The sequence below is a fragment of the Ramlibacter rhizophilus genome (assembly GCF_004681965.1).
Classification (GTDB): domain Bacteria; phylum Pseudomonadota; class Gammaproteobacteria; order Burkholderiales; family Burkholderiaceae_C; genus Ramlibacter; species Ramlibacter rhizophilus.
Genome location: NZ_SMLL01000001.1, coordinates 622,718 through 645,714, shown reverse-complemented (window position 1 = coordinate 645,714; position 22,997 = coordinate 622,718). Strand labels below are relative to the sequence as shown.

The 22,997-nt window shown below is 70.7% G+C and carries 21 protein-coding genes; 10 read left to right on the top strand and 11 right to left on the bottom strand.

Annotated elements, in window-relative coordinates:
- The first annotated feature begins 38 nt into the window (after positions 1 to 38).
- Positions 39 to 2,093, top strand: coding sequence for a hybrid sensor histidine kinase/response regulator (locus EZ242_RS03080; RefSeq protein WP_135283629.1), 2,055 nt, complete (start codon positions 39 to 41; stop codon positions 2,091 to 2,093).
- A 160-nt stretch (positions 2,094 to 2,253) separates the two neighbouring features.
- Positions 2,254 to 4,644: a response regulator gene (locus EZ242_RS03075; RefSeq protein WP_135283628.1), complete on the top strand. Its 2,391-nt coding sequence runs from the start codon at positions 2,254 to 2,256 to the stop codon at positions 4,642 to 4,644.
- A gap of 105 nt (positions 4,645 to 4,749) precedes the next feature.
- Here the strand turns inward: EZ242_RS03075 and EZ242_RS03070 are convergent, their stop codons facing one another.
- Together EZ242_RS03070 and EZ242_RS03065 are read right to left on the bottom strand one after the other, a co-directional pair.
- Positions 4,750 to 6,585: a glycoside hydrolase family 15 protein gene (locus EZ242_RS03070; RefSeq protein WP_135283627.1), complete on the bottom strand. Its 1,836-nt coding sequence runs from the start codon at positions 6,583 to 6,585 to the stop codon at positions 4,750 to 4,752.
- 23 nt (positions 6,586 to 6,608) lie between these two features.
- Positions 6,609 to 6,824 (bottom strand): YgaP family membrane protein, encoded by a 216-nt coding sequence (locus EZ242_RS03065; RefSeq protein ID WP_135283626.1) that lies wholly within the window; start codon positions 6,822 to 6,824, stop codon positions 6,609 to 6,611.
- Positions 6,825 to 6,965: 141 nt separating this feature from the next.
- Here EZ242_RS03065 and EZ242_RS03060 point away from each other — a divergent pair, with 141 nt between their 5' ends.
- Complete coding sequence (locus EZ242_RS03060) at positions 6,966 to 8,462, top strand: L-lactate permease (RefSeq protein ID WP_135283625.1); 1,497 nt, start codon at positions 6,966 to 6,968, stop codon at positions 8,460 to 8,462.
- Between the two features lie 9 nt (positions 8,463 to 8,471).
- Here the strand turns inward: EZ242_RS03060 and EZ242_RS03055 are convergent, their stop codons facing one another.
- From EZ242_RS03055 to EZ242_RS03025, 7 genes are all read right to left on the bottom strand, one after another.
- Complete coding sequence (locus tag EZ242_RS03055; RefSeq protein WP_135283624.1) at positions 8,472 to 8,759, bottom strand: hypothetical protein; 288 nt, start codon at positions 8,757 to 8,759, stop codon at positions 8,472 to 8,474.
- 41 nt (positions 8,760 to 8,800) lie between these two features.
- Positions 8,801 to 9,403 carry an SAM-dependent methyltransferase gene (locus tag EZ242_RS03050; protein ID WP_135283623.1) on the bottom strand — a complete coding sequence of 201 codons (603 nt, stop codon included), beginning with the start codon at positions 9,401 to 9,403 and terminating at the stop codon, positions 8,801 to 8,803.
- A 20-nt stretch (positions 9,404 to 9,423) separates the two neighbouring features.
- Positions 9,424 to 10,839 (bottom strand): APC family permease, encoded by a 1,416-nt coding sequence (locus EZ242_RS03045; RefSeq protein WP_135283622.1) that lies wholly within the window; start codon positions 10,837 to 10,839, stop codon positions 9,424 to 9,426.
- A gap of 132 nt (positions 10,840 to 10,971) precedes the next feature.
- Positions 10,972 to 12,630 (bottom strand): GMC family oxidoreductase, encoded by a 1,659-nt coding sequence (locus EZ242_RS03040; protein ID WP_135283621.1) that lies wholly within the window; start codon positions 12,628 to 12,630, stop codon positions 10,972 to 10,974.
- The gene (locus EZ242_RS03035; protein ID WP_135283620.1) at positions 12,627 to 13,619 is read right to left on the bottom strand and encodes an ABC transporter substrate-binding protein; all 993 of its coding nucleotides are present in this window, start codon (positions 13,617 to 13,619) and stop codon (positions 12,627 to 12,629) included. Before EZ242_RS03035 ends, EZ242_RS03040 begins: the two co-directional genes overlap by 4 nt.
- Before the next feature lie 42 nt (positions 13,620 to 13,661).
- Positions 13,662 to 14,507 carry an ABC transporter ATP-binding protein gene (locus EZ242_RS03030; RefSeq protein WP_135283619.1) on the bottom strand — a complete coding sequence of 282 codons (846 nt, stop codon included), beginning with the start codon at positions 14,505 to 14,507 and terminating at the stop codon, positions 13,662 to 13,664.
- The gene (locus EZ242_RS03025; RefSeq protein ID WP_240786963.1) at positions 14,504 to 15,244 is read right to left on the bottom strand and encodes an ABC transporter permease; all 741 of its coding nucleotides are present in this window, start codon (positions 15,242 to 15,244) and stop codon (positions 14,504 to 14,506) included. Before EZ242_RS03025 ends, EZ242_RS03030 begins: the two co-directional genes overlap by 4 nt.
- A gap of 38 nt (positions 15,245 to 15,282) precedes the next feature.
- On the opposite strand from EZ242_RS03025, the gene EZ242_RS03020 reads away from it, so the two are divergent.
- From EZ242_RS03020 to EZ242_RS03010, 3 genes are all read left to right on the top strand, one after another.
- Positions 15,283 to 16,032 carry a GntR family transcriptional regulator gene (locus EZ242_RS03020; RefSeq protein WP_240786962.1) on the top strand — a complete coding sequence of 250 codons (750 nt, stop codon included), beginning with the start codon at positions 15,283 to 15,285 and terminating at the stop codon, positions 16,030 to 16,032.
- Positions 16,029 to 17,174, top strand: a complete 1,146-nt coding sequence (locus EZ242_RS03015; protein ID WP_135283617.1) for a mandelate racemase/muconate lactonizing enzyme family protein — start codon at positions 16,029 to 16,031, stop codon at positions 17,172 to 17,174. The genes EZ242_RS03020 and EZ242_RS03015 overlap by 4 nt, the downstream gene beginning before the upstream one ends.
- A 61-nt stretch (positions 17,175 to 17,235) precedes the next feature.
- Positions 17,236 to 18,189, top strand: coding sequence for a cation diffusion facilitator family transporter (locus EZ242_RS03010; protein WP_135283616.1), 954 nt, complete (start codon positions 17,236 to 17,238; stop codon positions 18,187 to 18,189).
- 4 nt (positions 18,190 to 18,193) lie between these two features.
- Here the strand turns inward: EZ242_RS03010 and EZ242_RS03005 are convergent, their stop codons facing one another.
- Positions 18,194 to 18,712, bottom strand: a complete 519-nt coding sequence (locus EZ242_RS03005; RefSeq protein WP_135283615.1) for a DUF421 domain-containing protein — start codon at positions 18,710 to 18,712, stop codon at positions 18,194 to 18,196.
- Between the two features lie 125 nt (positions 18,713 to 18,837).
- On the opposite strand from EZ242_RS03005, the gene EZ242_RS03000 reads away from it, so the two are divergent.
- The 4 genes from EZ242_RS03000 (at position 18,838) to EZ242_RS02985 (ending at position 21,870) form a co-directional block, all read left to right on the top strand.
- Positions 18,838 to 19,509, top strand: a complete 672-nt coding sequence (locus tag EZ242_RS03000) for a 4'-phosphopantetheinyl transferase family protein (RefSeq protein WP_135283614.1) — start codon at positions 18,838 to 18,840, stop codon at positions 19,507 to 19,509.
- Positions 19,506 to 20,261 carry a leucyl/phenylalanyl-tRNA--protein transferase gene (aat, locus tag EZ242_RS02995; RefSeq protein ID WP_135283613.1) on the top strand — a complete coding sequence of 252 codons (756 nt, stop codon included), beginning with the start codon at positions 19,506 to 19,508 and terminating at the stop codon, positions 20,259 to 20,261. The genes EZ242_RS03000 and aat overlap by 4 nt, the downstream gene beginning before the upstream one ends.
- A gap of 4 nt (positions 20,262 to 20,265) precedes the next feature.
- Complete coding sequence (locus EZ242_RS02990; RefSeq protein ID WP_135283612.1) at positions 20,266 to 21,009, top strand: arginyltransferase; 744 nt, start codon at positions 20,266 to 20,268, stop codon at positions 21,007 to 21,009.
- Positions 21,010 to 21,075: 66 nt separating this feature from the next.
- A complete protein-coding gene (locus EZ242_RS02985; protein ID WP_135283611.1) occupies positions 21,076 to 21,870 on the top strand; it encodes an IclR family transcriptional regulator in 795 nt (264 codons plus the stop codon).
- Between the two features lie 71 nt (positions 21,871 to 21,941).
- Here EZ242_RS02985 and EZ242_RS02980 read toward each other — a convergent pair whose 3' ends face one another.
- On the bottom strand, positions 21,942 to 22,976 hold the full coding sequence (locus tag EZ242_RS02980) for a serine hydrolase (protein ID WP_135283610.1): 1,035 nt from the start codon (positions 22,974 to 22,976) through the stop codon (positions 21,942 to 21,944).
- Positions 22,977 to 22,997 lie beyond the last annotated feature (21 nt).

The following is a 22,997-nucleotide window of genomic DNA, read 5'->3' as shown; positions in this document are numbered from 1 at the left end:
GCTATGTTCTCCTCCCGCCCGCAGCGAGCGTGTTCGCCATGAAGTTTCCACCGCTGCCTGCCAACGAAGACGAGCGCCTCTGCCGGCTGACGACGCTGGGGGTGCTGGACACCGGCGCCGAGCCCGTCCTCGACAGCTTCACCGACCTCGCCTCGAGCGTCTGCGGCATGCCCGTGGCGCTGATCTCCCTGGTGGACGAGGAACGCCAGTGGATGAAGGCGGCGGTGGGGCTGCCCCAGGGCTTCCAGACCTCCCGCACCATCTCCTTCTGCGGCCACGCCATCACCAGCGGCGAGGCGCTGTTTGAAATCGCCGACGCCCAGGCCGACGAGCGGTTCCACGACAACCCGCTGGTCACCGGGCCGCTCAAGGTGCGCCACTACGCCGGCGCGCCGCTGGAGATGCCCACGGGGGAGCGCATCGGCACGCTGTGCGTGATCGGTCCGCAGCCCGGCCGGCTGGACGAGACGCAGCGCACGCTCCTGGTCAAGCTTGCCGCCAGCGTGGTGCAGGTCCTCATGCTGCGCGAGGCCCGCCAGGACCTCGACGCCCGCCTGCGCACCGAGCGCGAGCTGCGCGAGAGCGAGGCCAGCTTCCGCGCCCTGACCAACACCATCCCGCAGATGGTCTGGTCCACCGCGCCGGACGGGCAGGTCAGCTTCGTCAACGAACGCTGGTTCGACTTCACCGGCCTCACGCCCCAGGACGCCGAGGCCACGGACTGGTCGCGGCAGGTCCATCCCGACGACATGCCGCTGGCCGTGCGCGACTGGCGCGCCTGCCTGGCCAGCGGCGAGATCTTCGAGGCCGAGTACCGCCTGCGCCATCACACCGGCACCTGGCGCTGGGTGCTGGCCCGGGCACTGCCGGTGCATGGGGAGGGCGGCCGCCTGCTGCGCTGGCTGGGAACGCTGACCGACATCGACGACCAGAAGCGTGCCCGCGAGGAGCTGGAGCTGGCCAACCGCCGGAAGGACGAATTCCTCGCCATGCTGGCCCACGAGCTGCGCAACCCGCTCGCGCCCCTGAGCACGGCGGCCCAGGTGCTGCGCATGGCGCCCGGTGACGCAGGGCGCGTGCTCAAGGCCGGCGAGCTGATCGCCCGGCAGGTCACGCACATGACCGCGCTGGTGGACGACCTGCTGGACGTCTCCCGTGTCACACGCGGGCTGGTGGACATCAAGCGCGAGCTGCTGGACCTGCAGCAGGTCGTGCAGGAGTCCCTGGAACAGACCCGCCCCCAGCTGGAGGCACGCGGCCACCAGCTGGAGCTGTCCCTGCCCCCGGCGCCGGTCTTCGTGCTGGGCGACCCCGTGCGCATGCTCCAGGTCGTCTCCAACCTCCTGAACAACGCGGCCAAGTACACGCCGGAAGGCGGGCGCATCGGCCTGGCGCTGGCCGCCCGGGGCGACAAGGCCCTGCTCACGGTGCACGACAACGGCAGCGGGATCGACCCGCAGCTGCTGCCCCAGCTCTTCGACCTGTTCACCCAGGCCAAGCGCACGCCCGACCGGTCCCAGGGCGGGCTGGGGCTCGGGCTGGCGCTGGCGCGCAGCCTGGCGCGCCTGCACGGGGGCGACATCACCGTGCACAGCGAAGGGCCCGGCTCCGGCAGCACCTTCACCGTGAGCCTGCCCCTGGCACAGGCGCCCGTCATGCCGGTGCCCTCGCCGGCGCCGGAGCCTCTGGCCAGCTCGGGCCGCAGCCTGGACATCATGGTCGTGGACGACAACGCGGACGCCGCCGAGATGCTGGCGACCTGGCTGTCCATGCAGGGCCACCGGGCGCACGTGGAAACCGGCTCCACCGGGGCCCTGGAGGCGGCGCAGCGTTCCCCGGCGGAGGTGTACATCCTGGACATCGGCCTGCCCGAGATGGACGGCTACGAGCTCGCGCGCCGCCTGCGCGCCAGTCCCCGCACCCGCCGCGCCACCCTGGTGGCCCTCACCGGCTACGGGCAGCCACTGGACATGCGCCAGTCGCGCGAGGCGGGCTTCGACTACCACTTCGTCAAGCCCATGAGCACGGCGCGCATGGCCACCCTGCTCGCGCAGATCGCCCCGTCCGCTGCGGGCAGCCGCGCGAAGGCCTGACAAGGCGGGACCTGCGGCGTCGGCATTCAATGCCGGCCGTGGTGCGCGCGGAACGCGCGCGTCGTCCCGCCAACATTCACTCGCTGCCGGACACGGGCTGACGCACAATCCGGGCTTCGCCCGCCGCTTGACACGCCCAGGCTTCGCAGCAGTCCCCACCATGAATCGCCCCGCTCCCGATCTGTCCGTACGCACCGACTCGCCGGCCTGGCCCCCCTTCACCGACACCCTGCCCTACGGCCTGGGCCTCTTCGACGATGCACAGCGGCTGGTCCGATGCAATCCGCGCTTCCAGTCGCTGCTGCGGCTGTCGGATGGCGACCTGCAGCGGCCGTTGGACTTCCCGGCGCTGGTGGAGCTCACCCGACGCGGCAGCACGGCGGCCCAGCCCGGCGGACTGATGCTGATGGACGGCCGCCCCTCCCAGGCGTCCCGCAAGCTGGAACGGACGCTGGGCGACGGCACCGCGTTGGAGATCCACGTCGTTGGCCTGCCCGATGGCGGCATGGCCATGACCGTGCTGGACGCCGGCCCGCAGCGCCAGGCCATCGACGCCCTGCGGCGCAGCCGCGCGCAGTCGGAGCTGCTCATGACGCAGTACCGGCAGGTCCGCGACGAGGGCCAGCGCGCGGTCGAGGGCCGCCACCGCTTCGCCGCCAACATGGCGCACGAACTGCGCACGCCCATCAATGCCGTCCTGGGCATGCTGCAGCTGATCGAGGATTCGCAGCTGGACGCCCGCGCCCGCGAGCGCCTGACCCACGCGCGCGACGCTGCGCGCTCGCTGGTGGGCGTGGTGGACGACATCATGGATTTCGCCGCCGTCGAGGCCGGCCGCGTCACGCTGGCGCCCCGCCCCTTCGTGCTGGAGCAGCTCCTGCGCGAGCTGGCGGCCACCTTCGCGGCGACCCTGGGCGACAGGCCTCAGGAGTTCGTCTTCGAGTTCGACCCGGGCCTGCCGCAGCAGCTGGTCGGCGACGACCGGCGGCTGCGCCAGATCCTCTACCACCTGGGCGGCAACGCGATCAAGTTCGGCAACGACAAGCCGGCATCCCTGCGCATTGCGCTGGTGGAGCGCAGCGACGCCGAGGTGACCCTGGACATCACGGTGACGGACCAGGGCATCGGCATCGAGCCCGAACAGCTCAAGTCCCTCATGCAGGAGTTCGGCCAGGCGGACGCGGCCAGCACGCGCCGCTTCGGCGGCAACGGCCTGGGCCTGGCGATCTGCCGCGAGCTGCTGCGGCTCATGGGCAGCGAGCTGCGCGCCGAAAGCCAGCCTGGGCAAGGCAGCCGCTTCGGCTTCCGCCTGCGCCTGCCCATCGACCGCAGCGCCGCCGTCAGCGGCGCACCCGTGGCCACGAAAGGCCTGCGCGTGCTGGTCGCCGACAGCCGCCCGACCACGCGCCGGGCCCTGGTCGCCATCGGGCAGCAACTGGGCTGGGAGGTCAGCGAGGCCGAATCGGCCGGGCAGATGCTGGACCTGCTCGCGCAGTCGCGCCAGATCGGCGGCCTCCTTGTCCAGGCGGACCTCGACCCGTCGAGTCCCTTCGATGCGGCGCTGCGCGCGGTCGATACCTTGCCGGGGCGGCCGCTCGCCGTGGTCGTGCACGGCCCCATCGGACACCGCGAACGCTTCGACCGGCTCTCCGACGAGCAGCGCCGCAAGCTCGGCGCCTTCGTGTCCACGCCGGCGACCGCGTCCCTGCTGGCCGAGGCGCTGGAGCGCGCGCAGGGAACGGCCGCCCCGGCCGCCCGGGGCGCGCTCAAGCCGGGCGGCCGCCCGCTGCAGGGCCTGCGCATCCTCGTGGCCGAGGACAACGAGAACAACCAGATCGTCACGCGCGACCTGCTGCTGGCGCAGGGCGCACTGGTGGAGATCGCGGTGGACGGCCTGGACACCCTGACCTCCATCGTCGCCAATGGCCAGTACGACGCCATCCTCATGGACTGGCAGATGCCCAACATGGACGGCCTCGAAGCCACGCGCGAGATCCGCCAGATCGTGGGCTTCCAGGAGATCCCCATCATTGCGCTCACGGCCAATGCCAGTGCCGCCGACCGCGCGGCCTGCATGGCCGCCGGCATGAACGCCCACCTGAGCAAGCCGGTGGACGCCGGCGAGCTGGTGGCCACGCTGCTGCGCTTCACCCGGCCCGGCTCACCCGTCGAGGTGGCGACGCGCCGGCCCGGCGCGGGCGCGGTGGCGCCTGGCGCGAACGGGCGCATCGAGATCGACCGGGCCGGCGCCTTGGCGCGCCTGGGCGGCGACGCCACGCTGTATGCCAAGGTGCTGGACCGCTTCCGCCAGGATGCGCCGCGCACCCTCGGCGCCCTGGACCTCGCCTGCCAGCGCGGCGACCGCAAGGAGGCGCATCGCCTCGCGCACACCCTCAAGGGCAACGCCGGCACCGTGGGGGCGCAGCAGCTCTCCGCTGCCGCGCGTGACGCGGAGACCACGTTCAGCGGCGCACCGTCCGCGGCCGACCAGGCCGTGCTGACCGCCTTGCGCCAGACGGTCGAGGCGACACTGCGCGTGCTGGCCGGCTGAGCGCTTCGGCGACCCTTCGAAGGAGGGCTCGCGTGGTGGGTCTCGCTCGATGGGCTTCGACAGGCTCGGCCCGAACGGTTGGGGGCGGATGGGGCCCGCGGCGCTTCAGCCCGGCTCCTCCTCGCCCTGCCCGTCATGCTCGGCCCGCTGCTCGGCCGGCCCGTGCGCGCTGGCCAGGTTGTTGGCCGTGTTGACCAGCGCGATGTGCGAGAACGCCTGCGGGAAGTTGCCCAGCTGCCGGCCCAGGCGCGGCTCGTACTCCTCGGCCAGCAGGCCCAGGTCGTTGCGCAGCGACAGCAGGTGCTCGAACAGGGCTTGCGCGTCATCGCGGCGGCCCATCATCACGTAGGCGTCGGCCAGCCAGAAGCTGCAGGCGAGGAACACGCCCTCGCCCGGCGGAAGGCCGTCCTCCTCGGTATCGGTGCGATAGCGCAGCACCAGGCCATCGACCATGAGCTCGCGCTCGATGGCAGCCACGGTGGAGATGAAGCGCGGATCCCGGGCGGAGAGGAAACCCACCTGCGCCATGAGCAGCAGCGACGCGTCCAGCGAGGTTCCGCCGTAGTACTGCACGAAACTGCGCTTGGCCTCGTTCCAGCCATGGCGGCAGATGTCCGCGCGGATGGCCTCGCGCACACCGCGCCAGCGTTCGGCCGGGCCTTCGAGGCCGAACTCCTCCACGGCACGGATGCCGCGGTCGAAGGCCACCCAGCACATGAGCCGCGAGTGCGTGAAGTGGCGCTGGCCGCCCCGCATTTCCCAGATGCCTTCATCCGGCAGCTGCCATTCGCGTTCCAGCTCGTTGAGCATGGTGCGCTGCAGGGCCCAGGCATGCTCGCTGCGTTCCAGCTCGAACTTGCGCGCCACGTGCAGCGTGTCCATGAGTTCGCCCGGCACGTCCAGTTGCCGCTGCGCGAACGCCGCGTTGCCGATGCGCACCGGCTGGCTGCCTGCGTAGCCCGGAAGCCAGGGCAGCTCCAGCTCGGTGAGGCGCCGCTCGCCATGGATGCCGTACATGATCTGCAGCTGGCGCGGATCACCGGCCACGGCACGCAGCAGCCATTCGCGCCACGCGCGCGCCTCGTCGCGGTAGCCGGAGGTGAGCAGCGCGTACAGGGCCAGGGTGGCGTCGCGGATCCAGCAGTAGCGGTAGTCCCAGTTGCGCACGCCACCCAGCTTCTCGGGCAGCGAGGTCGTGAGCGCCGCGACGATGCCGCCGGTCGAATCGAAGGTGAGCGCCTTGAGGGTGATGAGCGAGCGCACGACGGCCTCGTGCCAGTGGTCCGAACGCCCGGCGCCGAACTTGCAGGCCCCCGACCAGCGGCGCCACTCGGTGGCCGTGCGGGCGTGCTGGGCCTGCGGATCGGCCATGTTGCGCTCCGGCCAGTGCGAGGGACGCCACCCCAGCGTGAAGGGCACGGTCTGGCCGGCCTGCACCTCGAAGGCGCCGACGGTGCTCGCGTTCTCACCGTGCGTCTCTACCGGCGTGACCAGTTGGAGCGCGTCGGGGCCGGCGACTGCGCTCAGGCCGTAGTCCCGCCGGCGCACCCAGGGGACGATCAGGCCGTAGTCGAAGCGGATCACCAGCCGCATCTGCATGGGCACCGTGCCGGCATCGCCGCGCACCAGGCGCACCACGTCCACTTCATGCTCCTTGTCGGTGAAGGGCATGAAGTCGATCAACGTCACGCGGCCCTCCGCGGTCTCGAAGGTGGTCTCCAGGATCGCGGTGCCCGGGTCGTAGCGGCGGCTCACCCGGAAGTCGTCGCTGACCGGCCGGATCTGCCAGTGCCCGTGCCCCGGTTCGCCCAGCAGCGCCGCAAAACAGGCGTGGCTGTCGAAGCGCGGCAGGCACAGCCAGTCCATGGACCCGTCGAGCGCCACCAGGGCGCCGCTGGCCATGTTGCCGATGAAGCCGTAGTCCTCGATCGGCCTGCTCATCGCGTCGCCGCCATGGTCGGCCGTCAATCGAGCGGCACCCGCCAGGTGTCGATGCCCAGCGCCTGGTTGGCGGGACAGTAGCCCGACAGGCCCGTGCCCAGCGCGATGGCGGCGACGGCCAGCGCCCCGACGCGGGGTCCCGAGCCGGCACGTGGCAAGGCCGCGAAGGCCAGCGCCGCAATGCCCAGCCCGATGCGAAGGTCGCGGTCCCAGCCGCCGACGTTCCGAACCCGATGCATACCCATCTCCTTCGCCAAATGCAGGTACCTGCCCACGCGCCCGTGCGGGAGCCTCAGGTCATTCTTGACCGCGCACCATGCCGCCGGCACGTCCACCCGGCGACGGAACAGGCAAGATGGCTCCTACGTCCCGTCGTCGCCATGGCCCTGTTCGCCGCTTCGCCCATCCTGCTGATCCTGGTGCTCATGCTGCTGCTGCGCTGGTCCGCCGCGCGGGCAGGACTGGCTGGCTGCGCGCTAACCGCGGCCCTGGTGCTCACGGTGTTCGATCATGACGACGGGGGTACGGCCGTGCTGGCCGGCGCCCTGGCCGAAGCCGCGTTCACCGCTGCCACCATCCTCTGGATCCTCTGGCCCGCACTGGCCCTGCACCAGCACCAGCAGGACAGCGGCGCCCTCGACCGCCTGCGTTCGGGCCTGGCCAAGGTCTCGGCACGTCCCGCCCTGCAGGTGCTGCTCGTGGGCTGGTTCGCGGCGCTGTTCATGGAGGGCGCGGCCGGCTTCGGCACCCCGGTCGCGCTGGCCGCCCCGCTTCTGCTGAGCCTGGGCGTGCCGGTGGTGCAGGCCGTGGTGCTGGCCCTGCTGGGCCATGCGGTGGGCGTGTCCTTCGGCGCGCTCGGTACGCCAGTGATGGCGCAGGTGGCGCTGACCGAACTCGATGCGGGGGCGATCGCCTGGCGCACGGCAGCCCTGCATGCGCTCACCGGCGCGGTGATGATGGCGGCCCTGCAGCGCAGCCTTGCGAGCGCGCCGGAAGGCATCGGCGCCCCGCCGCTCGGCTGGTCCGCACTGGCGGCCCTCGCCTTCCTCGCGCCGAGCCTGGCCATTGCCGCGCTGCTGGGGCCCGAACTCGCGACCCTGGGCGCGGCGCTGCTCGGCGGCGGCGCCTTCGTGCTCCTGCTGCGTACCCGCGGGGCTTCGCCGGCACGCCCTGCCCCGGCCGGGACCGCCGCCCTGCTGCCCGCCTTCTGGCCGTATGCGGTGCTGGTGCTGCTGGTGCTGGCCACCCGCGCCGTGCCGCCGGTGGCAGCCGCGCTGGGGGACTGGACCCTGGAATGGCGGTGGCTGGACCGCTTTACCGGCCGCATGTCGCCGCTGGCCCATCCAGGCACGCTGCTGTTCCTCAGCCTGCTCGTGGGGGCCGCGCTGCAGGGCGTGCCCTTGTCGCGCCTGCGCGCACCGCTCGCCGGCGCCGCGCGCCGCCTGGTGCCGGTGAGCGTGGCGCTGCTGGCCATGCTGTGGCTGTCGCGCCTGATGGTGCACGCCGGCATGATCGACGCGATCCAGCAGGCGGCGGTGCGGGCCATCGGCGCCGGCTGGCCGGCCGTAGCGCCGGCGGTGGGCGCGCTCGGCAGCTTCGTCACCGGCTCGGCCACGGCCTCCAACGTGCTGCTCACCACGCTGCAGGCGCAGACCGCGCAGGCGCTGGGCTTGCCCGCGGTGCTGATGGTCGCAGCCCAGGGCTTCGGCGCGGCCGTGGGCAACATCGTGTGTCCGCACAACATCGTGGCGGGTGCCGCCACCGTGGGCCTGGCCGGCCGCGAGTCCGAGATCCTTCGCCGCACCGTCGGCCCCTGCGTGGCCTACCTGATCGCGGGCGGGGCGGCCGTCTTCGCCTGGGCGTGGATGGCCGGCTGAGAGGACGCCTCAGGCCGGCCCGCGCCCGCCGACCCCGGCCAGCGGGTCGATGGGGTCGGCCGGGCGCACGCCCTGGAAGGTCTCGACCACCCGGCGCACGATCTCCTTTTGCTCCTCGGTCCAGCGCGCAAGCCGCTCGGACGCCAGCACGCCTTCGAGCGCCGAGACCAGGTGCAGGTGGAACTGCCGCGGCTCGGGGTGGGTCGCCACGAGCGAGGTGATCGCCACGTAGGCGGCCGCGTTCATCGCGATGAGATGGCGCACTTCCGTGCGGAGGGCTTCGATGTCGTCGTCCATGCCCGCAGCATAGGGCCGCGGGGCCGCCGCCAGGCCGACGGCTACGCGCGCTTGTGCTCGGGACGGATGGTCCAGAGGTACAGCGTCCGGTGGTCGATCTTGTCCACCCGCTCGGGGGGCCACTCCTCGCCCATGTCGAAGGCGTGCGAGACCACGCGGGTGCCCACGTCGAGCTGGCGCCACAGCTGCGGTCGCAGCTTGCGGTTGATGTTGGGCAGCAGGTAGAGCGTCACCACGGTGGCCGGGGAGAAGTCGGCCTCGAACAGGTCGCCCACGCGGAAGTCCACCTTGCCGCTCACGCCGGCCTGCTTCGCGTTCGCCTTGGCCTCCTCGATGCGCACCGGATTGAGGTCGATGCCCACGCCGCGCGCCCCGTGCTGCTTGCTGGCCGTGATCACGATGCGCCCGTCGCCGCAGCCCAGGTCGTAGAGCACGTCGCGCGAGTTGACCTTGGCCATCTCCAGCATGCGGTCCACCACCGGCTGCGGCGTCGGTACATAGGGAACGTCCAGGGCCGGCGCGGTGCTCGCGCCCTGCGACCAGGACAGCCTCGGGACCGTCAGCAACCCCAGTCCCGCCAGCAGCAGCGGCCGCCGGCCCCACTGCGGCCCGTCGCGCTTTTCATCGAACTCACGGCCATGCATCGCGCACTCCTTTCAGGAACTCAGTTGACATCGGTGGACACGCGCACCGGCCGGCGCGCCTCCAGCAGGACCATCAGCACCGCGCCGGACAGCAGCACCAGCACGCCGATCCAGCCGGCATTGAGGCCTGCGAGCTGCTGGCTGGAGGCATACGACAGACTCGACCAGAGCATGTAGCCGCAGGTCAGGCAGAAGATCACCGGCAGCACGGGATAGAGCGGCACGCTGAACGGCCGGCTCGTGCGCGGCTCGCGCCAGCGCAGCACGAATAGCGACAGGCCGGCCAGCAGGAAGAACAGCCAGAACACCGGCGCCGTGAACTCGACCATCGAGCGGAAGCCGTTGCCGCTCCAGAACCCCACCAGCACCAGCAGCAGGGCCGCCGCGTTCTGCACCGTCAACGCCACCGCGGGACTGCCGCGGCCGGTGTCCCAGTACGCCAGCCGGCGCAGCGGCGGCCAGTCGCAGCCGGCGGCATAGCTGGTGCGCGCGCCCACGATCATGGTGGCGTTGATGGAGCTGAGCGCCGCGATGGCCACCAGGATGGAGATGACCGTCTCCCCCGTGGCGCCGAAGGCCACGCGCATGGCGTCGGCGGCGACCGCCTCGGACTTGCCCATGCCGGACAGGCCCAGCACCCGCCAGTAGGCCCAGGTCACCATCAGGTACAGCACGGTGATGGTGATGATGGACACGACCAGCACCTTGACCATGCTGCGTCGGCTGTCCTTGAGCTCGGCGCTGATGTAGCTGGCCTCGTTCCAGCCGCCGAAGGCGAGCAGGACGAACACCATGGCCAGGCCGAAGCCGCCCCAGCCCGGCGCGGCGCCGAAGGACCAGGCGGCCGCCGCGGGCGCGCTGGCCTGGGGCGCGAGGCCGCCGAGCACCCACAGCGCCGCGGCGAACACGAGCAGCAGCCCGCCGATCTCCAGCGCCGTGAGCCAGGACTGCGCCGAGGCGCCGGCCAGCAGGCCGCGCGCGTTGATCCACCACAGCACGGCGATCACCGCGGCCGCATAGAGCGCCGATCCGGTTGCCGTGTCGCCGGCCAGTGGCACCACCTGCTGCATGTAGTCGCCGAACACGAAGGCCAGCAGCGCGATGGAGCCGGTGGTGATGACGGAGAAACGCGCCCAGGCGAAAAGGAAGCTCACCTTGCGGCCATAGGCGCGGTGCAGGAAGTGATAGTCACCGCCCACGCTCGGGTAGGACGTGGTCAGCTCGGCATAGCAGAGCGCGCCGATGAGGGACACGACGCCACCGAGCACCCAGGCGGTGAACATCCAGCCCGGGCTTCCGGTCATCTGGGCCACCAGTGAAGGCGCCTTGAAGATGCCCGCCCCGATCACCACGCCGACGATCAGCAGCACCGCATGGCGCAGGGTCAGCAGTTCCCGGGGACCGTCGGACGAGGAGCGAGCGTCGGATTCGCGCATGGCCTGCTTTCGTGAAGGCGAAAACGGCGCGGATGATGAATGCCGAGGGCGATCTGGTGTGTAGGCGCTTGTCGCCCCGCTTGTAGGAAAGGCGTCACGGAATGCAAGGCGGCGGCGGGCCGCCCCCGCGGCTCAAGCTCCTGCCGTGCTTGTCGCGCGCGGCCGCTGCGCCGCCGCCGTGGCGCCACGCAGGATGAGGTCAGCACCCTTCTCGCCGATCATGATCGCGGCCGCGTTGGTGTTGGTGGACACCATGGTCGGCATGACCGAGGCATCGACGACGCGCAGCCGCTCCACGCCCCGCACGCGCAGCTGCGAATCCACCACCGCGCCGGCGTCTTCGCCCATGCGGCAGGTGCTGGTGGGGTGGAACACCGTGCCGCCCCGGTGCCGGGCGAACTGCGCTAGCGCCTCGTCGCTGCGCAGGTCCTGGCCGGGCAGGTATTCCTCGCCGGTGACCAGGTCGCGAAAGGAAGGCTGGCGCACGATGTCGCGCAGGATCTTCAGGCCCGAGACCAGCACGCGGATGTCGTGCGGGTGCGTGAGGTAGTTGGACACGATGCGCGGCAGCTGCAGCGGGTCGGCGCTGCACAGTTCCACGCTGCCGCGCGAGAGCGGACGGCACTGCGCGGCCGAGGCGGAAAAGCCCGAGAAACGGTGCAGTGCATCGCCCGGCTTGTCCACGGAAAGCGGCATGACGTTGAACAGCACGTCGGGCCGGCCACCTTGCGCATGTTCGCTGCACACCATGCCGCCCACCTGGCCCGCGCCGACCGTGAGGGGCCCCCGCTGCCCGGCGAGCCACTGCCAGCCCATGCGCGCCAGGGCCAACGGGTTGCGCACCTGGTCGTTGAGCGACATGCGCCGCTTGAGCTTGACGATCACGCGAGCCTGGTAGTGGTCCTGCAGGTTGGCGCCGACCTCGGGCGCGTCCACCTGCACGGCAATGCCATGGCGCTGCAGAAGCGGGGCCGGTCCGATGCCGGACAGCTGCAGCAGCTGCGGGGACTGCAGCGCGCCGGCGGCCAGCACCACTTCCCGGTCCGCGATGGCACTGCGACGTTCGCCGCCCTCGATCCACTCCACGCCTCGCGCCTGGCCGCTCTCGACCTGAACGCGCGTGACATGCACGCCCGTGAGCACGGTGAGGTTGGGCCGGTGCATGGCCGGCGCGAGGAAGGCCGTGGCGGCGTCGCAGCGCCAATGGCCGCGCAGCGTGAGCTGGTAGGCGCCCAGGCCCTCGGCGCGCGCGCCGTTGAAGTCGGGATTGCGGCCGAAACCGGCCTCGACGCCTGCGTCGATCCAGGCGTCGCAGTACGGGTGCTCGTTGCGCAGGTTGGCCACGCACAGCTCGCCGCTTGCACCGTGGTATTCGCTTTCTCCGCCCTCGTAGCGCTCGGAGCGCTTGAAGAACGGCAGCAGCTCGCGATAGCTCCAGCCGCGGGCGCCGGCACGGGCCCAGTCATCGAAGTCGGCGTGCTGGCCACGGATGTAGAGCAGCCCGTTGATGGCACTGGAGCCGCCCAGCACCTTGCCACGCGGCCAGAGGATGTCGCGGTTGCCCGTGGCCTCCTGCGGCTCCAGTGGGAACTGCCAGGTGAAGCGCGGGTCGTAGATGCTGCGGAAATAGCCGATGGGAAGCCGCAGCCAGAAATGGCCGCCGCGCCCCCCGGCCTCGAGCAGCAGCACGCGGCAGGCCGGGTCGGCGCTCAGGCGGTTGGCCAGCACGCAGCCGGCCGACCCGGCGCCCACCACGATGTAGTCGTAGCCGGCCGCTGCGCCCAGCGTCATGCCTTCACCGTGGCCAGGAAGGGCGCGGAGTCGAAGTACTTGTCGGCACTCACCGCGTTCTGGATCTTGGCGTTCTCGACGAAGAAGTCGGTCACCTGCTGCAGCCACTTGGTGACGGTGCCGTCCTGGTAGCGCGTGCGCCACTCGGCGTTGGTGTAGTACTTGCTCGCCTTGAACTGCTCCTTGAAATCGGCCAGCGGCACTTCCTTGTAGTTGGACTTCTGCAGCATCTCGGCGGCCTCGTCGGGCTTGCCGGTGATGAAGGCATTGGCATCGGCCCAGCCGGCGATGAGCTTCTCCACCACGGGCCGGTTCTTTTCGTAGTAGTCGTTGCGGGCCGCCCAGCCGCCCATGATCGCGGCCTCCGGGAAGAAGGCGGAGGCATCGCTGATCTTGCGGGCGGTCGGCATCTTCTGGCGGATGGTGGTGTCGAACGGCACCCACAGGGCCACGGCCGGTACCGCGCCAGAAATGAACGAAGTCACGGCCTCGGTCATGCGTTGATTGACGATCTGCACGTCCTTGGCCGGATCGAGCTTGGCGGCGCGCAACGCGCGGTCCAGGAACACGTGGGCGGTGGTGCCCGTGGTGGTGGAGATCTGCTTGCCCTTGAGGTCGGCCACGCTCTTGATGTCGTCCCGCACCCACAGCTGCGCGGTGGCGTACTCGATGTTGTTCATGAGGAACACGCGACCCTGGCCGCGTGCCGGGAAGTTGGACACCACGGCGCCGGTGGAGAGCATGTCCAGGCTGCCGCCGATCATGGCCTGGAACAGCTCCAGCCCGGTCGTGAACTGCACCAGCTCCAGGTCCAGGCCCTGCTTCGCATAGGCGTTGTTCTGCTGGCCGATCCAGATGTGCCCATCGACCGCAGGCGTGTGCAGGTAACCCACCTTGACCTTGGTTCGCGCCTGCCCGAAGGCGGGCAAGGCGGTGATGGCGGCCGCGGCGGCGGCTCCCTGGATCAGCTGGCGGCGTTGCATGGACATGGATGTCTCCTTCGGGTGGTTGGACAGGGGGGCGAAGCGGGATCAGTCGGACAGGCGCACGGTCTGCTGGCGTGCCTGGGCGGCGTACTCCTGCATGACCAGTTCGCGGATGTGCGATCGCAGCTCGGTGAAGCGCGGGTCGTCGTGCACCTGCTCTGCGCGCGGGTAGCCGAAGGGCACGTCGATGATGGTGCGGATGCGCGCCGGCCTGGCCGTGACCACGACGATGCGGGAGGACAGGTAGATGGCCTCCTCCACCGAGTGGGTGATGAGGAGCACCGTCTTGTTCTCGGTCTGCAGCACCTCCAGCAGCAGGTCCTGCATGGCCGACCGGGTCTGCGCGTCCAGGGCGCCGAAGGGCTCGTCCATCAGCAGGAACTCGGGCTTGACCGCATAGGCACGGGCGATGGCCAGGCGCTGGCGCATGCCGCCGGACAGGTGCTTGGGAAAGTGGTCCGCGAAGTCCGCCAGGCCCATCAGGCGCATGTAGCGGTCGGTGACCTCGGCGCGCGCGGCGGCGTCGGCGCGGTTGGCCTTCAGCCGCAGGCCGAACTCGATGTTCTGCCGCACGGTGAGCCAGGGGAAGACGCCGTACTCCTGGAAGATGACCCCGCGGTCGGGGCCGGGCCCCGGGACGGGCCGGCCATCCAGCAGCACCCGCCCGCGGGTGGGCGCGACGAAGCCCCCGAGGATGTTCATCAGCGTGGTCTTGCCACAGCCGGACGGGCCGATGATGGAGACGAACTCGCGGTGCCCGATGTCCAGGCTGATGTCGTCGATGACGCGCATGGGGCCCTGCGCGGTCGGGAAGTCCACCGAGACGTTCTCGAAGCGGATGCGCGCAGGCTGCGGGGCTTCCTGCATGTCGGTGCGTGGGATGGCGTTCATGCGATGCGGTCCTGCCAGGCGACCAGGCGGCGCGTGGCCAGCCGCAGGAGCAGGTCCATCACGAGCGCGATGAAGCCGATGCAGATGATGCCCACGTAGATGATGTCCAGCTGGAAGAAGGACGAGGCGTTCTGGATCAGGGCGCCCAGGCCCTGCTGCGCGGCGATGAGTTCGGACGCGACCAGCGTGGCCCAGGCCACGCCGAGCGCCACGCGCACCGCCGTGAGGATGTGCGGCACCGTCAGCGGCACGATGACCTTGCCGAAGATCTCGATGTCGTTCGCGCCCAGCGTGCGCGCCACCTTGACGAACAGCGGACTGATCTGCGCGATGCCCTCGTACATGACGATGACGCCGGCGAAGAAGGAGGCGTAGAACAGGATGGCGGTCTTGGCCGCCTCGCCGATGCCGAAGTACACGATGACCAGCGGGATCAGCGCGATGGGCGGCAGCGCGCGGAAGAAGTTGATCACCGGGTCCATGAAGCGGCGCAGCCCCCGGTACCAGCCCAGGCAGAAGCCCACGGGCACCGCCAGCAGCACGCCCAGCGCCACGCCGATGAAGACCCGCTGCGTGGACATCCACACGTCGATCCAGAGGCGACCCTGCGACAGTTCGACGAACTTGCGCAGCACCTGGTGGGGTGCCGGCACCAGGGCCGGCTCCACGAAGCCGCTGGCGCGGATGCCATACCACACGGCCACGATCAGCACCCAGGGCGCGAGCAGCCAAAGCATGTGTTTACCTAACATCCTATCAATAGTACTATTTCGCCGTGCGCGCAACATCCCCGATTTCCCTAGCCTCGCGTTTCCAGGACAGCCCCGTTCCGCTCTACCTGCAGCTGGCCGACCTCATGCGCGCGCGCATCGACCGGGGGCAGTGGCCGCGCGGGCATCGCCTGCCCTCGCTGGAAGTGCTGATGGAAGAGTTCGGCGTGGCGCGGGTCACGGTGCGCCAGGCCATCGACCTGCTGGCCCGCGAAGGACTGCTGTCACCCCAGCGCGGGCGCGGCACCTTCGTGACCGGCGAGCCGCCGCGCGGGCGCATCATCAACGTGGTGACCACGCTGGCCGAGCTGGCCCGCGTGTACGAGGACACCCAGCCGCGCGTGGTGAACATCGACGAGTCCGTCACCGAGCCACCGCTGTCCCTGACCGAAGGCACGCCGGCGGCGCGCTATGCCTACATGCGCCGCGTGCACCTGCGCGACGGGCAGCCCTACTGCGTGATCGACATCTACCTGGACGAGCGCATCTTCCGCCAGTCGCCCGCCCGCTTTCGCAGCCGCACGGTCATCCCGCTGCTGGTGTCGATGCCCGGCGTGGACATCCACGAGGCGCACCAGGTGCTGACCATCGGCACCGCCGACATCGAAGTGGCGCACCTGCTGGAGGTGCCGGTGAACGCGCCGACCGCCGAGGTGCGGCGGGTGTTCAAGGACCGGCATGGCGTGGTCATCTACTTTGCCGACGTCGTCTACCGGGGCGACGCGATCCGACTCGAGATGGACCTGAAGCCATGACCCTGCCTCCCCTGCCGTCCGCGGCGCTGCGCATCGCGCGGCTCGAAGCCTTCGTCCTGCGCGCGCCGGTGGCCACGCCGGTGCAGACCTCCTTCGGGGTGATGCACGACCGACCCGCGGTCTTCGTGCGGGTGGAGGACAGCGAGGGCGCGCAGGGCTGGGGCGAGGCCTGGTGCAACTTCCCCTCGTGTGGCGCCGAGCACCGGGCGCGGCTGCTGGAGACCGTGCTCGCACCGCTGCTGACCTCCCGCGATTTCGACGGCCCCGTCCAGGCCTTCGACTGGCTCAGCGAACGCACGGCGGTGCTCGCACTGCAGTCGGGCGAACCCGGTCCGATGGCGCAGGCGATCTCGGCCATCGACCTGGCCCTGTGGGACCTGTGTGCACGCCGCGCCGGCCAGCCGCTGTGGGCCCACCTGGGCGGCCGCAGCGGCGAGGTGGCGGTGTACGCCAGCGGGATCAATCCCACGGCGCCCGAGCAGCTGGTCGCGCAGCGCCATGCGCACGGCTATCGCAGCTTCAAGCTGAAGGTCGGCTTCGGCACCGAGCGGGACCTCGCCAACCTGCGCACCATCCGGCAGGCCTTCGGCGATCGCATCGAACTCATGGTGGACGCCAACCAGGCCTGGAACCTGGACGAGGCACTGGCCATGGCCGGGCCGCTCGCCGACTTCGGCCTGCGCTGGCTGGAGGAACCCCTGCGGGCCGACCGGCCCTGGTCCGAATGGCAGCAGCTCGCGCGGGGCTGCCCACTGCCCCTGGCCGCGGGCGAGAACCTTGCCGGCGGCGCGGCCTTCGACGCGGCGCTCGACGCGGGCGCCGTCACGGTGTTCCAGCCGGACGTCGCCAAGTGGGGCGGCATCTCCGGCTGCTGGCCCGTGATCTCGAAGGTGCTGTCGGCCGGGCGGCGCTTCTGCCCGCATTACCTGGGTGGCGGCGTGGGCCTGCTGCACTCGGCCCACCTGCTGGCCGCCACCGGCGGCGACGGCCTGCTCGAGGTGGATGCGAACGCCAACCCGCTGCGCAGCGAGCTCGCCCCGGCGTTCTCGGACGCCGAGGCGGGTCGCTGCCTGCTGGGCTCGGCTCCCGGCATCGGCCCTCCCCCGGACATCCTGGCCCTGCAGCGCGCCTTCGCCCACTGAGAAAGTGAGCGCGGCCCCGGCCCGTCCCGCAGCGCCTGCGTGCTGGCCGAGAATGCCGGGGATGGGACACGATCACACCGGCCACTGGCACGGCCACGCACACGACCACGCCCGCGGCGCGACCTCGACGCGGCTGGCCATCGTGCTGGCCCTGACCTGCACGGTGATGGTGGCGGAGCTGATCGGGGCGCTGGTGTCCGGAAGCCTGGCGCTGCTCTCGGATGCGGCGCACATGTTCACCGACGCCGCGGCCCTGGCCATTGCGCTATCGGCCACGCGCCTGGCGCAGCGCCCTGCCGACCCGCGGCGCAGCTTCGGCTACCACCGCTTCGAAGTGCTCGCCGCCGCGCTCAATGCGGTGCTGCTGCTGCTGGCTTCTGCCTACATCCTGTTCGAGGCGGTCACGCGCGCCATCGATCCGCCGCCCGTGGAGTCGGCCACCATGCTGGGCGTCGCGGTGCTCGGGCTGCTGACCAACCTGGCGGGCATGTGGATCCTGCACGCGGGGCGCAACGACAACCTCAACCTGCGCGGCGCCTACCTGGAGGTGTGGAGCGACATGCTGGGCTCGGTCGGCGTCATCGTCGCCGCCCTGCTGATCGGCGCCACCGGCTGGCTGTGGCTGGACCCGCTGGTGGCCGCGCTCATCGGCCTGTGGGTGCTGCCCCGCTCCTGGCAGCTGCTGCGCGCCAGCACGCACGTGCTGCTGGAGGGCACGCCCGAGCACATCGAGATGGACGAGGTGGAGCAGGCCCTGCTGCGCGAGCCGGGCGTGAGCGGCGTGCACGAACTGCACGTCTGGTCGCTGGGCACCGCGGCGGTCAGCCTGAGCGTCCACGTGGTGATGGCCGAGGGCACGGCACACGAGTCGCTGCTCGCGCGCCTGTCGGCCCTGCTGGCCAGCCGCTTCCACATCCACCACAGCACCATCCAGCTGGAACGCACGGCCTGCGCGCAGGCGAACGAGCCGCACTGCTTCGACGCGCGGGGGCACGGGTCAGTGCATTCCCATTGATGCCTCAGGACTCGGCCGGATGGACCACGCGTTGCAGCGTCCCCGCGCCCACGGGTGGCGCCGTGCCCAGCACGCTGATGGAGCCGTCCGACTCCAGCACGACCGCGGCCGCGTCCTCCACGCGACCGAAGCCGCCGGCGCGCAGGGCCGAGAGCAGTTCGTCGTGCGTGATCCGCTCGTCGTCCAGGGCCTCGCCGAGCAGCCGTCCCTGGTAGACCAGCAGGCGTGGCGCCGAGCGCACGAGGTGCGCGAAGCGGGCCGAGCGCACCGACAGCCGCGCCACCACCCACTGCCCACCCGCCAGCACGATGTAGGCCGCCAACGCCTCCGCGAAGGCCACGTCCTTGGACAGCAGCGCGGTCGCGAGCGTGGAGCCCATGGCCACGGTGACCACCAGGTCGAAGGCGTTGAGCTTGGAGAGGGTGCGCTTGCCGGAGGTCCGCAGCACGAGCACCAGGCTGGCGTAGGCGGCAAGCCCCACCATCAGGACGCGGCCGATCTGCTCCCAGGAATCAAACCACATGCGCGCTCCTCGAGTTCGACAATCGACGCACCTTAGGCGCATGGGCCGCGCAGCCAGGTCGGCGGGCGCCGACATCGCGTGTCCAGGCCGGCGCGGCACGGCGGCGTGCTGCTCATAATCGGCCCATGGAACTCTGGCATGTTCCCCTGCGCCTGCCGCCGGCCGAGCTCGACCGGGCCTCGGGCATGCTGGACGAGAGCGAACGCGCACGGGCAGCGTGCTTCCACCACCCGCTGCACGCGCAGCGCTACATCGCCTCGCATGCGGCGCTTCGGCTCATCCTGGGCCGCGCCCTGGACCGCTCCCCACGCGCCCTGTCGTTTCGCCTGGGGCCCGCCGGCCGGCCGGAACTGGACACACAAGTGCTGCATTTCAACCTCGCCCACGCCGACGACCACGCGCTGGTCGGCATCTCGCGCGCGCAGGCGGTCGGTGTGGACATCGAGTGCCCCGGCACCGCCGAGCTGGACGAGCTCGACGAGACGGTGTTCAGCGCCCTCGAACGCGCGGCCATCGCGGCCTGTGCGCCGCAGGAACGGGCGCGCGCGCGCCTTCGCGCCTGGGTGCGCAAGGAAGCGCTGCTCAAGGCGGCCGGCTGCGGCCTCGACGACGACGTGCACAGGCTCAGCGTGAGCGTCGGTCCCGAGGCGCGCATCCTGGCCTCGGATCATCCGCAGCTGCGTACCGAAGACTGGCATGTGGCCGACCTGCCTTCGCCCGACGCGTGGATCGGTGCGGTCGCCACGCGCGGCCCGCTTCCCGACTGGACCCTGCGCGAGTGGAGCTGGGCGGCATGACCCGGCGCCCCCTCCCGCTGCCCTGGCTGCAGCCCGGTGACGCCTTCCCCGACCCGGGCCAGGCCTGGGGCCCGGATGCACCGGCGCCGGGCCTGCTCGCCGCCGGGGGCGCGCTGGACGTGGACACGCTGCTGCGCGCCTACGGCTCGGGCATCTTCCCCTGGTTCAGCCAGGGTCAGCCCATCCTCTGGTGGAGCACGGACCCGCGCATGGTCCTCTTTCCGGGCGAGTTCCGCCTGCACCGGTCCCTGCGCAAGACGCTCGCGAAGTTCGTCGCCGACCCGCACTGCGAGCTGCGCTTCGACAGCGCCTTCAGCGAGGTGATCCGCGCCTGCGCCACCAGCCCGCGCGAAGGCCAGTCGGGCACCTGGATCGTGCCGGAGATGCTGCGCGCCTACCAGGCGCTGCACCGGCGCGGCTGGGCCCACAGCGTGGAGACCTGGATCGACGGACAGCTCGCCGGCGGGCTGTACTGCGTGAGCATCGGGCGAGCCGTGTTCGGCGAGTCCATGTTCACGCGCGCTCCCGATGCGTCCAAGATCGCGCTGGCGGGCCTGGTCGCCTTCTGTCGCGCGCAGCAGGTGGAGATGATCGACTGCCAGCAGAACACCAGCCACCTGGCTTCGCTGGGGGCGCGCGAAATCGAGCGCGCGAACTTTGTTGCGGCAGTGCTGCGCAACACGCAACGGCCTGCGCTGGCCTGGGAATTCGACCCCGTATACTGGCGCGAGCTTGTGCTGCCAAAGGCTTGATGGCGTGACCCTTCTCAAGGATCTTCCGCTCCAGACGTTGCAGTTCTATGCCACGGCGCCCTATCCCTGCAGTTACCTGCCCGGTCGCCAGGCCCGCTCGCAGGTGGCCACGCCCAGCCACCTGATCCACAACGACGCCTATTCGGATCTGGTCACCAGCGGATTTCGGCGCAGCGGCATGTTCACCTACCGGCCCTACTGCGACGGCTGCCGTGCCTGCGTGCCGCTGCGCGTGCTGGCGGCCGAGTTCACGCCCGACCGCAGCCAGCGCCGCGCCTGGCGACGCCACCAGAACCTCCAGGCCCGCGTCCTCAAGCTCTGCTTCGTGCCCGAGCACTACCAGCTCTACCTGCGCTACCAGAGCGGGCGTCATTGCGGCGGCGGCATGGACCACGACAGCATCGACCAGTACACCCAGTTCCTGCTGCAAAGCCGGGTCAACTCGCGCCTGGTCGAGTTCCGCGAGACCCAGCCCGACGGCTCGCCCGGCGCCCTGCGCATGGTTTCCATCCTTGACGTGCTGGGCGACGGGCTCTCGGCCGTCTACACCTTCTACGAGCCGGATGCCGCCGCCAGCTACGGCACCTACAGCGTGCTGTGGCAGATCGAGCAGGCGCGCCAGCTGGGCCTGGCCCATGTGTACCTGGGCTACTGGATCGCCGAAAGCCCGAAGATGAACTACAAGTGCCGCTTCCGTCCTTTCGAGGTGCTGCAGGACGGCAACTGGGCGCGCGCTGCGAACGCCTGAACGCAGCCCGGTTGGCGGGGCACGTTTTCACAACGTAAAATTCGCGGGCTGCCACGAAGGTGCCCCATGCGAAAGACCGATCCCGACAAGCCCGCCAAGCCGACCATCCAGGTGATCGAGCGCATGTTCGCGCTGATCGACGTGCTGGCGTCGCGTGAGGAGGCCGTGCCCCTCAAGGAGATTGCCGAGCGCACGGGGCTGCACCCCTCCACCACGCACCGCATCCTCAACGACCTGGCCATCGGCCGCTTCGTGGACCGACCCGAAGCCGGCAGCTACCGCCTGGGCATGCGCCTGCTGGAGCTGGGCAACCTGGTCAAGGGGCGCCTCAACGTCCGCGACGCTGCGCTGGCGCCCATGCGCGAGCTGCACCGCCAGATCCAGCAGCCCGTGAACCTGAGCATGCGCCAGGGCGACGAGATCGTGTATGTCGAGCGCGCCTACAGCGAACGCTCGGGCATGCAGGTGGTGCGCGCCATCGGCGCCCGGGCGCCCCTGCACCTGACCTCCACCGGCAAGCTGTTCCTCGCCGCGGACGACCCGCAGCGCGTGCGCGCCTACGCCACCCGCACGGGGCTTCCCGGCCACACGCGCAACAGCATCACGCAGCTGCCGGCGCTCGAGCGCGAACTCGCCCGGGCCCGCCAGTACGGCATTGCGCGGGACAACGAGGAACTGGAGCTGGGCGTGCGCTGCATGGCCGCCGGCATCTACGACGACCAGGACCGGCTGGTGGCCGGCCTGTCCATCTCCGCGCCGGCCGACCGGCTGGACGAGTCCTGGCTGGCCAAGCTGCAGGCCACGGCGCAGGAGATCTCCGGCGCGCTGGGGCACGCACAGGAGCAGGCACGCTTCGGCTGAGGCCTTCTGCGCTGCAAACAGAAACGGCCCTGAAGGGCCGTGGCTGGGGACCGTGACGGCGGGCGCGCCTTTCAGCTTCCCGCGCGCGTGTGGATGAGTCCACCGCCGCTTTCGCCACCCGGGTTGCGCGCTTCCACCCAGCGGCGCACGCGCTCGGCGTCGGCAATGCGACTGAGCTTGCCGGCCGAGTCCAGGAACACCATGATGAGCTTGCGGCCCGCCACCTGCGCCTGCATGACCAGGCACTGGCCCGCCTCGGAGATGTAGCCGGTCTTCTGCAGGCCGATCTCCCAGTCGGGGCTCTTCACCAGGCGGTTGGTGTTCTGGTACTGCAGCGTGCGCTTGCCGACGGCGACCTGGTAGCCGGTGGAGGTGGAGTACTCGCGCAGCAGCGAATCGGCGGAAGCCGCCTTGACCAGCACCGCCAGATCCTTGGCGCTGGACTGGTTGCGGCTGGACAGGCCCGTGGGCTCCACGAAGGTGCTGGTGAGCATGCCGAGCTCGCGCGCCTTGCCGTTCATCAGCTGCACGAAGGCCGCCATGCCGCCGGGATACGTCCGGCCCAGGGCGTTCGCCGCACGGTTCTCGCTGGACATGAGCGCCAGGTGCAGGGCTTCGGCGCGGGTGAGCGTGGTGCCCACGCGCAGGCGCGAGCCGCTCCACTTTTCGGTGTCCACGTCGTCCTGGGTGATGGTGATCACCTCGTCCATCGGGAGCCTGGCCTCGCTGATGATCAGGCCGGTCATCAGCTTGGTCAGCGAGGCGATGGGCAGCACCGCGTTCTGGTTCTTGGACAGCAGCACTTCACTCGTTTCCTGGTCGATCACCAGGGCGACGCTGGACTTCAGGTCCAGTTCGTCTTCCGTCGCATGCAGGCCCGCCAGGTGGGCATAAGACAGGCGCGGCGCGACGGCCGCGCTTTCGGCGACCGCCCGGCGCTTGACCACCGAAGGACTTCGCGTGGTCCGCTTGGACTTGCTGGCCACCTGCTTCTTCTTGGCCACCACGTTGCTCTTGGTCGCAGCTGAAGCCGTAGCAGGAACGAATCCCGCAAGGATCAGCGCGGCTGCAACAACATGTACGAAGTGCTTCAGGTGTTGAGTCATTGCAATCTGAATTCGGCAAGT

Excerpts from the sequence above, each read along its gene's own strand:
- EZ242_RS03010 (WP_135283616.1), top strand. The coding sequence starts at position 17,236 with ATGGGACACGATCACACCGGCCACTGGCACGGCCACGCACACGACCAC.
- EZ242_RS03035 (WP_135283620.1), bottom strand. The coding sequence starts at position 13,619 with ATGTCCATGCAACGCCGCCAGCTGATCCAGGGAGCCGCCGCCGCGGCC.
- EZ242_RS03065 (WP_135283626.1), bottom strand. The coding sequence starts at position 6,824 with ATGCATCGGGTTCGGAACGTCGGCGGCTGGGACCGCGACCTTCGCATC.
- EZ242_RS03045 (WP_135283622.1), bottom strand. The coding sequence starts at position 10,839 with ATGCGCGAATCCGACGCTCGCTCCTCGTCCGACGGTCCCCGGGAACTG.
- EZ242_RS03060 (WP_135283625.1), top strand. The coding sequence starts at position 6,966 with ATGGCCCTGTTCGCCGCTTCGCCCATCCTGCTGATCCTGGTGCTCATG.
- EZ242_RS03025 (WP_240786963.1), bottom strand. The coding sequence starts at position 15,244 with ATGCTTTGGCTGCTCGCGCCCTGGGTGCTGATCGTGGCCGTGTGGTAT.
- aat (WP_135283613.1), top strand. The coding sequence starts at position 19,506 with ATGACCCGGCGCCCCCTCCCGCTGCCCTGGCTGCAGCCCGGTGACGCC.
- EZ242_RS03055 (WP_135283624.1), bottom strand. The coding sequence starts at position 8,759 with ATGGACGACGACATCGAAGCCCTCCGCACGGAAGTGCGCCATCTCATC.
- EZ242_RS03075 (WP_135283628.1), top strand. The coding sequence starts at position 2,254 with ATGAATCGCCCCGCTCCCGATCTGTCCGTACGCACCGACTCGCCGGCC.
- EZ242_RS02980 (WP_135283610.1), bottom strand. The coding sequence starts at position 22,976 with ATGACTCAACACCTGAAGCACTTCGTACATGTTGTTGCAGCCGCGCTG.
- EZ242_RS02985 (WP_135283611.1), top strand. The coding sequence starts at position 21,076 with ATGCGAAAGACCGATCCCGACAAGCCCGCCAAGCCGACCATCCAGGTG.
- EZ242_RS03080 (WP_135283629.1), top strand. The coding sequence starts at position 39 with ATGAAGTTTCCACCGCTGCCTGCCAACGAAGACGAGCGCCTCTGCCGG.
- EZ242_RS03040 (WP_135283621.1), bottom strand. The coding sequence starts at position 12,630 with ATGACGCTGGGCGCAGCGGCCGGCTACGACTACATCGTGGTGGGCGCC.
- EZ242_RS03070 (WP_135283627.1), bottom strand. The coding sequence starts at position 6,585 with ATGAGCAGGCCGATCGAGGACTACGGCTTCATCGGCAACATGGCCAGC.
- EZ242_RS03030 (WP_135283619.1), bottom strand. The coding sequence starts at position 14,507 with ATGAACGCCATCCCACGCACCGACATGCAGGAAGCCCCGCAGCCTGCG.
- EZ242_RS03005 (WP_135283615.1), bottom strand. The coding sequence starts at position 18,712 with ATGTGGTTTGATTCCTGGGAGCAGATCGGCCGCGTCCTGATGGTGGGG.
- EZ242_RS03000 (WP_135283614.1), top strand. The coding sequence starts at position 18,838 with ATGGAACTCTGGCATGTTCCCCTGCGCCTGCCGCCGGCCGAGCTCGAC.
- EZ242_RS03050 (WP_135283623.1), bottom strand. The coding sequence starts at position 9,403 with ATGCATGGCCGTGAGTTCGATGAAAAGCGCGACGGGCCGCAGTGGGGC.
- EZ242_RS03015 (WP_135283617.1), top strand. The coding sequence starts at position 16,029 with ATGACCCTGCCTCCCCTGCCGTCCGCGGCGCTGCGCATCGCGCGGCTC.